Consider the following 11453-nt stretch of genomic DNA (forward strand, 5'->3'; position numbering starts at 1 on the left):
CCGGTCCGGCGAACCGCCCCGTACCCCGTACGCGTTCGTGTGCTCCGCGCGCACGTGCTCGACAGGGGTGCGGGGCGCCGCTGTCGTCGAGGACGTCAGCGGGGCAGTGCTGTCGCCGAGGAGGGCGTGCTCAGCCGGCCGGCGCCGCGATCTCGCCCGAGCCGCGGGCGATGAGCGTCGTCCCGAGCACCACCCGCTCCGGCGGCCCGCCCGCCCCGTCGAGGCGGCGGAAGAGCCGCTCCGCGGCCGTCCGGCCGAGCGCGGCGGCGTCCTGCGCGATGACCGTGATGCCGAGCAGGTCGGCCAGTTCGATGTCGTCGAAACCGACGAGCGCGACCGGGGACGCATGCCCGGCGAGGGCCCGCACCGCCGTCACGGTGACCCGGTTGTTCCCCGCGAACAGCGCCGTCACCGGCTCCGGCGCGGCCAGCATCTCCCGTACGGCCGCGCCCACCCGCTCCGGGTGTGTCGACCCGAGCGAGACCCACTCCTCCCGGACCGGCAGGCCCGCGTCCTCCATCGCCGCGCGGTAGCCGCGCAGCCGTTCGGCGCCGGTGTGGATGCGCGGCCGGTCGCCGACGAACCCGATCCGGCGGTGGCCGTGGGCGATCAGATGGGCCACGCCGTCGCGCGCCCCGCCGAAGCTGTCGGAGAGGACGGCGTCGGCGTCGATCCGGCCGGCCGGCCGGTCGACGAAGACCGTGGCGACGCCCGCCCGGATCTCCGGCTCCAGATAGCGGTGGTCGTCGCCGGCGGGGATGACGATGAGGCCGTCGACCCGGCGCGCGCACAGCGCGAGCGCCAACTCCTGCTCCCGGTCCGGGTCCTCGGCGCTGGAGCCGTTGATGAGGAGCGCGCCGTGTGCCCGGGCGACCTCCTCGACCGCGCGGCTGAGCGGCCCGTAGAAGGGGTCGGCGAGATCTTCGAGGACGAGGCCGACGGTGGCCGTCCTGCCCTTGCGCAGGACCCGCGCGCTGTCGTTGCGGCGGAAGCCGAGGGCCTCGATGGCCTCCTGGACGCGGCGCTCGGTGTCCGTGGTGACGCCCGGCTCGCCGTTCACGACCCGGGAGACCGTCTTGAGGCCGACACCCGCGCGGGCGGCGACGTCCTTCATCGTGGGCCGGTTGCCGTAGCGGTGATCGGTGCGGCGGGCGATGTCGGCCACGGTGCGGGGTTCCTCCGTCGTGTCGGTTCCGGTCCTGTTCTCGGTCTCTCGGATCGAGCATAGAGCCTGGACAACGTTGTCAGACGACGGAGGACTGGGCAGACTGTACGGATGACCCCGGCCGCTCCCGGCCGCCGACTGGAGGATCCGTGCCCCTGCACACCGCGCCCGCCACCCGCCCCGTGCCGGGTCCTGTCGTCGCGCTCGACATCGGCGGCACCAAGATCGCCGGGGCGCTGGTCGACGGTGAGGGACAGGTCCGGGTGCGGGCCCAGCGGCCCACCCCCGCGCGGGAGGACGGCGAGACCGTGATGAGGGCCGTCGAGGCGGTGCTCGGGGAGCTCGCCGCCACCCCACTGTGGGAGGCCGCGGGGGCCGTCGGCATCGGCAGCGCCGGCCCGGTGGACGCCTCGCGGGGGACCGTGAGCCCGGTGAACGTGCCCGGCTGGCGCGACTTCCCGCTCGTCGAACGGGTCCGCCGGGCGACGGGCGGGCGCCCGGTCACCCTGGTCGGCGACGGCGTCGCCATGACCGCCGCCGAACACTGGCTCGGCGCCGCCCGCGGCCACGACAACGCCCTCTGCCTCGTGGTCTCCACCGGCGTCGGCGGCGGTCTCGTCCTCGACGGCCGGCTCCACCCCGGACCCACCGGCAACGCCGGCCACCTCGGCCACATCTCCGTGGACCTGGACGGCGATCCCTGCGCCTGTGGCGGGCGCGGCTGCGTCGAACGGCTCGCCAGCGGCCCGCACATCGCGCGTCGCGCCCTGAAGAACGGCTGGCGGCCGGGGCCCGACGGCGACGCCTCCGCGGCGGCGGTGGCCGCCGCCGCGCGCGCCGGGGACCCGGTCGCCGTGGCCTCCTTCGAGCGGGCCGCGCAGGCCCTAGCGGCGGGCATCGCCGCCACGGCGACGCTCGTCGAGATCGACATCGCGGTCGTCGGCGGCGGGGTGGCGGGCGCGGGCGAGGTCCTCTTCGGTCCGCTGCGGCGCAGCCTCGGGAGCTACGCGACGCTCTCCTTCGTACGGAACCTCACGGTCGTCCCGGCCGTCACCGGTACCGACGCCGGCCTCCTCGGCGCCGCCGCGGCGGCCGGATGCGGCGGGGGCGGGGGAGCGTGGTCCCGCCCCGGCTCCTGACGGCGTCGGCCCGCCCGGACATGTGCCGGACATGTGTTCGTGGTTTTCGTGGCAGGGTGTTGCGGGCAATCCACAGGGGGCTACCCAAGAGGGGGAATCGTGATCGTCTGGATCAACGGTACGTTCGGCGCGGGGAAGTCCAGTACCGCGCGCGAACTGGTCGATCTGATCCCGCACAGCACTCTGTTCGACCCCGAACTCGTCGGCGGGGCCATGACCTGGCTGCTCCCGGCCAAGCGGCTCGCCGAGGTCGAGGACTTCCAGGACCTGGCGATCTGGCGGCGCATGGTCGTCGACACCGCCGCCGCCCTGCTGGCCGAGGTCGGCGGGGTGCTGATCGTCCCGATGACCCTGCTCCGGCAGGAGTACCGGGACGAGATGTTCGGCGCGCTCGCCGCCCGCCGGATCGAGGTGCGGCATGTCCTGCTCGCTCCGGAGGAAACGATCCTGCGGCAGCGGATCGACGGCCGGACCGAGCACGGCGAACCCGAGGCCGACGCCCGCGTCCGGCAGTGGTGTCACGGCCACATCCCGCCGTACCGCGCCGCTCTCGACTGGCTGGTGGGGGACGCGTACGTCGTCGACACCTCGGAGCTCACCGTGGCCGAGGCCGCCCGGACCGTCGCCGACGCGGTCCTGGCCGACCGGGCCGCGTCCTGCGGCATCGTCCAGACGCCGGAACCGACGGGCGAGACCCTCGCCGCGGGCGTCCTGCTCTTCGACGACGAGGACCGCTTCCTGCTCGTCGACCCCACGTACAAGCCCGGCTGGGAGTTCCCCGGCGGCGTCGTCGAACCGGGCGAACCACCGGCCCGCGCCGGAGTGCGCGAGGTGGCGGAGGAGCTCGGGCTCGAACTCGACACCGTACCCCGCCTGTTGCTCGTCGACTGGGAGAGGCCCAAGCCCCCGGGATACGGCGGCCTCCGGCTCCTCTTCGACGGAGGCACGCTCCGTGCCGACGACACCGCCCGCCTCCGCCTCCCCGGCGCCGAGCTCCGCGAGTGGCGCTTCGTCACCGAGGAGGAGGCCGCGGGCCTGCTGCCGCCCGTCCGCTACGACCGCCTCCGCTGGGCACTGCGCGCCCGCGAACGCGGCACGGTGCTCAACCTGGAGGCAGGGGTCCCGGTGGGGCAGGACGGTCCCAGAGGGGTTCCCGTGGGGCAGGACGGTCCCAGAGGGGTTCCCGTGGGGCAGGGCGGGCCCACAGGGGTCCCCGTGGGCCAGGACGGGCCCTAAGGCCTGTCCGAAGAGGCCCCGTCCCCCTCGACGTTGGCGACCATCCGGCGCAGGACCTTGAGGGCGGCCACGTACTCCTCGTCGCTGATGCCCTCGTGGACCTCGGCGCGTACCTCGGTCACCAGCTCGCGGAGCCGTACGCGGGCGGCCTCGCCCACCTCGGTGAGGTGCAGGCGCCGCGCGTCGTCCGCCCGGAGCCAGCCGCGGTGCAGCAACTGCTCGACGACGCGCGCGATCTCGTGCGGCCCGTCCGCGAGGGGCGTCAGCTGACCGACGACCTCCTCGCGGCTCGGCGCCCCGGGCCCGCCGTTCACACGGTTGAGCACCCAGTACTGCGGCTGCGTGACGTCGATCCTGGCCATGGCGTCCCGCAGGTGCCGGGTGACGGCCGCATGCGCGAGCCCGCTCCAGTAGCCGATGGGCTGGGTGGCGAGGGCGCCGTCGACGGCCGCCGGGTCGGCGGGCGCCTGGTCGGTCCTCGGACGAGGCGAAGATTCCATGATCGCCATCATCCTTCCAGTCCGGCTGCGGCGGCGGCGAGCCGTGCCGCCGTGTCCGAGGTCACCGGAGCCCCGTGCCCGCAACACAGCACCGAAGGCGCCAGTTTCGCCAAGCGGCGCATCGACTCCATGGCCAGGGCGCGGTCGACGTGGAAGACGCCGAACATCACGTCCGGCACCGACGCCACCGTGTCACCCGTGAACAGCACACCGTGCCGGGGGAGATGGACCGCGAGCGAGCCGGGCGTGTGGCCGGGAGTGTGCACCACCACCGCGCCGTCGCCGAAGTCGAGCTCCTCGCCGTCCTCCACCTCCCGGTCCACCCGGGTCGGCGGCGCCGCCGGCACGGTCAACCCGTGCTCGTACAGCGGGAGTTCCCAGTCCAGCAGGTCCGGCTCGGGCACCGGGGCCTCACCCCGGACCACCGGGGCGTCCAGACGGTGGGCGAGGATCTCGGCACCGTGCCGGTCCGCCAACTCCTGGGCCGCGCCCACGTGGTCCCGGTGACAGTGGGTCAGGACGATCCGCCGCAGCCGGTCCGGGTCGAGGCCCGCCGCCCGGATGGCCTCCGTCGTCGCGTCCGCCGAACCCGCCCATCCGGCGTCGACGAGGGTCAATTCCTCCTCGTCCCGCCAGAGATAGGCCTGACCGATGGAGTAGTCGAGGAGATACAGCCGCTGAGTGATCGAGATGAGTTCCATACGGCGAACCTACGCATCCCCGCAGGTCCGCCGTATGTTTATACGCTCTCGGCGAGCTTCGCCGAGCGCGGAATTCAGACCTGCTTCGAGCGGGCGTAGTTGACGAGGAAGTGCGCCTCGGCCACCGACAGCCGCTCCAGCTCCTCCGGCGAGACCGACTCGTTGGGCGCGTGGATCTGCGCCTCCGGCTCGCTCAGACCGATCAGCAGGATCTCCGCGTCCGGGTACAGCGAGGCCAGCGTGTTGCACAGAGGGATCGAGCCGCCCATGCCCGCCGCCTGCATCTCCTGACCGGGGTACGCGATCCTCATCGCCTCGGCCATCGACGCGTACGCCGGGCTCGCCGTGTCGGCCTGGAAGGCCTGGCCCTGGCCGACCTGCTCCAGGGACACCCGGGCGTTCCACGGCGTGTGCTTCTCGATGTGCGCGAAGAGCAGCTTCGTCGCCTCGACCGCGTCCTGACCGGGCGGCACCCGCAGGCTGATCTGGGCGCGGGCCGACGCGGGGATCGACGGGGTCGCCCCGGCCACCGGGTGGCAGTCGATGCCGATGACGGTCACGGCAGGGCGCGCCCAGATCCGGTCCGCGACGGTGCCGGCGCCCGGGAGGGCCACGCCCGTGAGGACCTTGGCGTCCTTGCGGAAGTCGTCCTCCGGGTACTGGAGGCCCTCCCACGCCTTGTCGCCCGGCAGGCCGTCGATGACGGTGGAGCCGTCGGGGCCGCGCAGCGAGTCGAGGACGCGGATCAGCGCGGCCAGCGCGTCCGGCGCGGCGCCGCCGAACTGACCGGAGTGCAGATTGCCCTCCAGGGTGTCGATCTGCACCCGGATCATCGTCATGCCGCGCAGCGTCGCGGTCACCGTCGGCAGGCCCACGCGGAAGTTGCCCGCGTCGCCGATGACGATCGTGTCGGCGGTCAGCACCTCGGGGTGCTCCTCCGCGTACCGCTCCAGACCGCCGGTGCCCTGCTCCTCCGACCCCTCCACGATCACCTTGACCGTCACCGGGACGCCGCCGTTCGCCTTGAGGGCGCGCAGCGCGAGCAGGTGCAGGATGAAGCCGCCCTTGCAGTCGGCCGTGCCGCGTCCGTACCAGCGGCCGTTCCGCTCGGTCAGCTCGAACGGCGGGGTGAGCCAGGCGGACTCGTCCAGCTTCGGCTGCACGTCGTAGTGCGCGTAGAGAAGGACGGTCGGCGCCCCGGCCGGACCCGGCAGGATGCCGTACACCGCCTGCGAACCGTCAGGAGTGTCGAGCAGCGCCACGTCCTGGAAGTCCTCGGCGCGCAGCGCGTCCGCGACCCAGTTCGCCGCCGCCTCGCACTCGCTGCGCGGCGCCACGGCCTCGTCCGCCACCGACTCGAAGGCCACGAGCTCCGCGAGCTCGGCCTTCGCCCGGGGCATCAGGGACCGGACGGTCTCGGCGATCGGATTCGCGGTCATGGGCACGCTCCTGGTGGGTGCGACGTTACGACGTAGGGAGGGCGTTCGTCGTATGTCGTGGTACGGCGAACGCACCGTAGATCCTACGGCGCGGGGCTTCGGCTACCGAGCCGTAGGATGCGTCGAGAGCAGACCACCGGTCGGATCAGGAGCAGAAGCACATCGTGAGCAGCGAGCACGCAGAGAACGCCGGTCCCGAGAACGCCGCCAACGCTGACGACGCCGCCGAGTTTGTCGACGCCGCCGACGCTGCCGCCGACGACATCGCCACCGCCGCCGATACCGCCGCCCCCCTCGGCACCCCCACGCCCGACGTCCTGGCCACGGCCGCCGACGCTGCCGCCGGCACCGGCGCGCACGAGGAGGCGGAGGTCTGGGACGTGGTCGTGGTCGGCGCGGGCCCGGCCGGCGCCTCCGCGGCCTACGCGGCGGCGGTCGCGGGCCGCCGGGTCCTGCTCCTGGAGAAGTCGGAGCTGCCCCGGTACAAGACCTGTGGCGGCGGCATCATCGGCCCCTCCCGGGACTCCCTCCCGCCCGGTTTCGAACTGCCCCTCCAGGACCGGGTGAACGCCGTCACCTTCTCCCTCGACGGCCGCTTCGCCCGCACCCGTCGCTCGCGCCGGATGCTCTTCGGGCTCATCAACCGCCCGGAGTTCGACGCGCAGCTCGTCGAGCACGCGCAGAAGGCGGGCGCGGAGCTGCGCACCGGCGCCACGGTGAGCCGGGTGGAGCAGCACGGCCCCGCCGTGCCGGACCGGCGGACCGTCGCCGTCGTCCTGGCCGACGGCGAGACCGTCCTCGCGCGCGCGGTCGTCGGTGCCGACGGCAGCGCCAGCCGCATAGGAGCGCATGTCGGGGTGAAGCTCGGTCAGGTCGACCTGGGTCTGGAGGCGGAGATCCCGGTGCCGCCGTCCGTGGCCGAGGACTGGAAGGGCCGCGTCCTCATCGACTGGGGTCCGATGCCGGGCAGTTACGGGTGGGTCTTCCCCAAGGGTGACACGCTGACCGTCGGCGTCATCTCGGCGCGCGGCGAGGGCGCCGCCACCAAGCGGTACATGGAGGACTTCGTCGCCCGCCTGGGCCTCGCCGGCTTCGAGCCCACGATCTCCTCGGGGCACCTGACGCGCTGCCGCGCCGACGACTCGCCGCTCTCCCGCGGCCGGGTCCTCGTCTGTGGCGACGCGGCCGGGCTCCTGGAGCCGTGGACGCGCGAGGGCATCTCGTACGCGCTCCGCTCGGGACGGCTCGCGGGGGAGTGGGCGGTACGGGTCGCGGAGGCGAACGACGCGGTCGACGCCCGGCGGCAGGCCCTGAACTACGCGTTCGCCATCAAGGCCGGTCTCGGTGTGGAGATGGCGGTCGGGCGGCGGATGCTCGCGCTCTTCGAGCGGCGCCCGGGGCTCCTGCACGCCACGATCACGGGGTTCCGCCCCGCGTGGAACGCGTTCGCCGACATCACCCGGGGCTCCGCCACCCTCGGCGGCATGGTCCGCTCGAACGGCCTGGCCCGGCGGGCGCTGGACATCCTGGACAAGCGGATGGACACCTCCTCCGGCGTCGGCCCCGCCGGCCGGGGCGTCACCGCGCGCGAGCGCGCGGAGTCCGAGGCAGAGTCCGAGTCCGCCTCCGAGTCCGAGGCGGAGACGGGGATCGAGTCGGGGGCGGAGTCGGAGTCGGTGTCGGGATCGGTGCCGGAGCCGACGGCGGACGGCCATGCGACCTCGGAGGCTTCGGAGACCGCGGAGCAGATCTGACGGATCGCCACCAGCACGATCATCGGCGGCATCGGCATCACCGGTGCCGTCGACGCGTACGGGCTCCGCTGCCCCGGCCGGTTCACACGGCCGGGGCGGCGGGGCCCGTCGTCGTGATGCGGAAGACGGGGTGCTTCGGCGCGATGGCACGGAGTTCCTCGTCGGAGGAGTCGGGGCCGACCCCGCCGAAGAAGACGCCGACCTCGGCCTTCCAGCGCTTGAGGTAGGCGCGCAGGAGCGCGGGCTTGTCGTCGTCGGCCAGCTCCACGGCGGTGAACCCCTCCGCGTGCTTGCCGAGGAGCAGCTGTCCGCCGCCGGCGGCCCGCATGTTGTGGGTCCACTGGACGTGGCCGCGCGGGGCCACCAGGTACTGGGCGCCGTCCACCGTCAGGAGGTTGACGGGGGTGCGGCGCCATTCGCCGCTCTTGCGGCCACGGACCGCGAGGACCCGGGAGCCCCAGACGCTGATGCCCCGACGGGTCATCCAGGAGACGGCGCGGTTGAGGACGTTGACCGTGAACCAGCCGGGCTTCATGACGTGGGCGGCGGGCTGAGCGGACATGGGTTCCTCCTGCGGAACGGTAAGAGTGAAGCGTGAGCACTGCTCTCGCTTGCCTCCAGTCTGCACGGAGCGGCGCTCTCGCGCAAGAGCAGTGCTCTCGTTTCGGGTCGGTGCTCTGCGAATGGCACACTGCTCACCATGACAACCGTTAGAGGAGCCCGCGCCCGCGCACGTGTCGAGATCACCGCGGCCATCAAGGCCGAGGCCCGTACCCAGCTCGCCGCCGAGGGCGCCGCCAAACTGTCGTTGCGCGCCGTCGCCCGTGAGCTGGGCATGGTGTCCTCCGCGCTCTACCGGTACTTCCCCAGCCGCGACGATCTGCTGACCGCCCTCATCGTCGACGCCTACGACGCCGTCGGAGCCGCCGCCGAAGCCGCCGCCGGAGAGACCGTCGGGCAGCGCCCGCTCGTCCGCTGGACCGCCGTGTGCCGGGCCGTCCGCGCCTGGGCCGTCGCGCACCCGCACGAGTACGCCCTGATCTATGGTTCGCCCGTCCCCGGCTACACCGCACCCCAGGACACCAACGCCCCCGCCGCCCGCGTCGGTCTCGTGCTCGTGGGCATCGCCCGCGAGGCCCACGAGGGCGAGGGCGTAGCGCTCCCTCCGCTGCCGGACGCCGTCCGTCCCGAAGCCGTCCGCATCGCCGCCGACATGGCCCCGGACCTGCCCCCGGCGCTCGTCGTCGCCCTGGTGGCGGCCTGGTCGCAGCTCTTCGGTCTGGTCTCCTTCGAGGTCTTCGGCCAGTTCCACCGCCTCGTCGAGGACCGCGACGCCTTCTTCACGACCGCCGCCCGCCGCCTGGGCCAGGACGTGGGCCTCCTTCCCCGCGCCTGAGCGGCCCCGTTTCGACCCCGCCCGGACCCGCTCCGTACGCCGCTCCCGTACGCGCCGCACTCGCACCCCGCCCCCGAACCCAGCCCCCGTACCCCGCCCCCGTACCCCGCCCCCTACCCACCCGCGTACTCCGGCGGGAGTACGGGCGGCCAATCCGCCCGGCTGACGTCCTCGTGCGGCGGGCGCGGCTAGCGTGGCGGGTATGGACGAGGAGCGGACCGCCGGGCGCGGTGTCGGAGGAGCTGGCCGGGCGCCGTGGGGATGGTGGGCCGGCGAGCGGGGCCCGGCCGGACTGCCGTGGCGGTCCACGCTGGTGATCGCCGTGTTCGTCATGGCGGGGACCGGCTTCGCCGCGCGGAACCAGCCCGACCGGGAGACCCTCGACGCCCTCGGGCGGGCCCTGCTGCTCCTCGGCACGGCGCCGCTGGTGCTCCGTCACCGGTGGCCCGTTCCCGTGGTGTTCGGCGTCGCGGCCGTCACCCTCGGCTACCTGGCGGCCGGTTACCCGTACGGCCCGGTCTTCGTCCTGATCGCCGTGGCCTGCTTCGCCGCCGTCGTCCAGGGCCACCGGACCGCCGCCGGGTGCGCCCTGGGCCTGCTGTGGCTGGGCCATCTGCTGCTCTCGCACTGGCTGTACCGGTGGCTGCCCCCGGCCGGCGACGGCCCCGCGCCCTGGGGGCAGGAGCTGCCCGCGGGCGCCTTCGCCGTCGCCGTGCTCGCCGCCTCCGAGCTCGTACGGGTGCGGCGCGAGCAGTGGGCGCAGCAGCGGGCCGAGCGTGCCGCCGCGGAGCGGCGCCGCGCCGACGAGGAGCGGCTCCGTATCGCCCGCGAACTCCACGACGTGCTCGCCCACTCGATCTCCGTGATCAACGTGCAGGCGGGGGTCGGTCTCGCCCTGCTCGACGCCGACCCCGAGCAGGCCCGCACCGCCCTGACCACCATCAAGGCCGCCAGCAAGGAGGCGCTCGGCGAGGTGCGGCAGGTCCTCGACACCCTCCGTGCCCCCGGCGACGCCCCGCGCGCCCCGGCCCCCGGCCTCGGCCGCCTCCCCGAACTCGTCGAGCAGGCCGCCGCCGCCGGTCTCACCGTCACCGTCACGGCGAGCGGCCCGCCCGCCGCGGCCCTGCCTCCCGGCGCCGACCTGGCCGCCTTCCGGATCGTGCAGGAGGCGCTCACCAACGTGGTCCGGCACTCCGGTTCCCGCACCGCCCGGGTGGAGATCGCGCACGGCCCCGCCCGTCTCGACCTGCGCGTCGACGACGACGGCCCGGCCACCGGCACCGAGGCGGGCGGCAGCGGCAACGGACTTGCCGGAATGCGGGAGCGGGCCGCCGCGCTCGGTGGCACGATCGAGGCGGCCGTCCGGCCGGACGGCGGCTTCCGCGTGCACGCCGTCCTCCCGCTCGGTCCGGCCAGTCCGCTCAGCTCCGAGGAGACCCCGTGATCCGTGTGTTGCTCGCCGACGACCAGGCGTTGGTCCGTGCGGGGTTCCGGGCCTTGCTCGACGCCCAGGCGGACATCGAGGTGGCGGGGGAGGCCTCGGACGGCGGCGAGGCCGTGGAGCGGGTGCGGTCGCTGCGCCCCGACGTCGTCCTCATGGACATCCGGATGCCGGGGATCGACGGGCTCGACGCCACCCGGCGCATCACGGACGACCCGGACCTCGCCGAGGTCCGGGTCGTGATGCTGACCACCTTCGAACTCGACGAGTACGTCTTCGAGGCGCTCCGCGCCGGTGCCTCCGGCTTCCTCGTGAAGGACACCGAACCGGAGGAGCTGCTACGGGCGGTGCGGGCGGTGGTCCACGGGGACGCGCTGCTCTCCCCGGGGGTGACGCGGCGGCTGATCGAGGAGTTCGCGGCCCGCTCCAAGGCGCCCGCGGCCACGGCCGAGCTCGGCGCGCTGACCGAACGGGAGCGGGAGGTGATGGCGCTCGTGGGGATCGGCCTCTCGAACGAGGAGATCGCCCGCCGGCTGGTCGTCAGCCCGCTCACCGCGAAGACCCATGTGAGCCGTGCGATGGTGAAGCTGGGCGCCCGGGACCGGGCCCAACTCGTGGTCCTCGCCTACGAGTCGGGCCTCGTGCGCCCGGGCTGGCTGGGCTGAGCGGAGGGCCGGAGGCC

The 11453-nt window shown here is 74.2% G+C and carries 10 protein-coding genes and 1 pseudogene; 6 read left to right on the forward strand and 5 right to left on the reverse strand.

Annotated features, from left to right (window positions below; translation table 11 throughout):
- Nucleotides 1–130 precede the first annotated feature (130 nt).
- Nucleotides 131–1165 (reverse strand): LacI family DNA-binding transcriptional regulator, encoded by a 1035-nt coding sequence (locus ACIBG6_RS01150; protein ID WP_399220375.1) that lies wholly within the window; start codon nt 1163–1165, stop codon nt 131–133.
- A 155-nt stretch (nt 1166–1320) separates the two neighbouring features.
- Between ACIBG6_RS01150 and ACIBG6_RS01155 the strand changes: the two genes are divergently transcribed.
- Both ACIBG6_RS01155 and ACIBG6_RS01160 read left to right on the forward strand, forming a co-directional pair.
- Nucleotides 1321–2304 (forward strand): ROK family protein, encoded by a 984-nt coding sequence (locus ACIBG6_RS01155; protein WP_399221148.1) that lies wholly within the window; start codon nt 1321–1323, stop codon nt 2302–2304.
- A gap of 99 nt (nt 2305–2403) precedes the next feature.
- Nucleotides 2404–3435, forward strand: a pseudogene (locus ACIBG6_RS01160) (NUDIX domain-containing protein); the annotation flags it as partial.
- A 101-nt stretch (nt 3436–3536) separates the two neighbouring features.
- Here ACIBG6_RS01160 and ACIBG6_RS01165 read toward each other — a convergent pair.
- From ACIBG6_RS01165 to ACIBG6_RS01175, 3 genes are all read right to left on the reverse strand, one after another.
- Nucleotides 3537–4040 (reverse strand): MarR family winged helix-turn-helix transcriptional regulator, encoded by a 504-nt coding sequence (locus tag ACIBG6_RS01165; RefSeq protein ID WP_399220376.1) that lies wholly within the window; start codon nt 4038–4040, stop codon nt 3537–3539.
- A gap of 8 nt (nt 4041–4048) precedes the next feature.
- Nucleotides 4049–4741, reverse strand: coding sequence for an MBL fold metallo-hydrolase (locus ACIBG6_RS01170; protein ID WP_399220377.1), 693 nt, complete (start codon nt 4739–4741; stop codon nt 4049–4051).
- Between the two features lie 74 nt (nt 4742–4815).
- Nucleotides 4816–6180 carry a dipeptidase gene (locus tag ACIBG6_RS01175; RefSeq protein ID WP_399220378.1) on the reverse strand — a complete coding sequence of 455 codons (1365 nt, stop codon included), beginning with the start codon at nt 6178–6180 and terminating at the stop codon, nt 4816–4818.
- Nucleotides 6181–6497: 317 nt separating this feature from the next.
- Between ACIBG6_RS01175 and ACIBG6_RS01180 the strand changes: the two genes are divergently transcribed.
- Nucleotides 6498–7934 carry a geranylgeranyl reductase family protein gene (locus tag ACIBG6_RS01180; protein ID WP_399221149.1) on the forward strand — a complete coding sequence of 479 codons (1437 nt, stop codon included), beginning with the start codon at nt 6498–6500 and terminating at the stop codon, nt 7932–7934.
- Nucleotides 7935–8016: 82 nt separating this feature from the next.
- Here ACIBG6_RS01180 and ACIBG6_RS01185 read toward each other — a convergent pair whose 3' ends face one another.
- Nucleotides 8017–8496 (reverse strand): nitroreductase family deazaflavin-dependent oxidoreductase, encoded by a 480-nt coding sequence (locus tag ACIBG6_RS01185; protein WP_399220380.1) that lies wholly within the window; start codon nt 8494–8496, stop codon nt 8017–8019.
- Nucleotides 8497–8634: 138 nt separating this feature from the next.
- Here ACIBG6_RS01185 and ACIBG6_RS01190 point away from each other — a divergent pair, with 138 nt between their 5' ends.
- The 3 genes from ACIBG6_RS01190 (at nt 8635) to ACIBG6_RS01200 (ending at nt 11436) form a co-directional block, all read left to right on the forward strand.
- Nucleotides 8635–9330, forward strand: a complete 696-nt coding sequence (locus ACIBG6_RS01190) for a TetR/AcrR family transcriptional regulator (protein ID WP_399220381.1) — start codon at nt 8635–8637, stop codon at nt 9328–9330.
- Nucleotides 9331–9532: 202 nt separating this feature from the next.
- Nucleotides 9533–10774, forward strand: a complete 1242-nt coding sequence (locus ACIBG6_RS01195) for a sensor histidine kinase (RefSeq protein WP_399220382.1) — start codon at nt 9533–9535, stop codon at nt 10772–10774.
- Nucleotides 10771–11436 (forward strand): response regulator, encoded by a 666-nt coding sequence (locus ACIBG6_RS01200; protein ID WP_399220383.1) that lies wholly within the window; start codon nt 10771–10773, stop codon nt 11434–11436. The genes ACIBG6_RS01195 and ACIBG6_RS01200 overlap by 4 nt, the downstream gene beginning before the upstream one ends.
- Nucleotides 11437–11453 lie beyond the last annotated feature (17 nt).

Source organism: Streptomyces sp. NPDC050842, assembly GCF_044456565.1.
Lineage (GTDB): Bacteria > Actinomycetota > Actinomycetes > Streptomycetales > Streptomycetaceae > Streptomyces.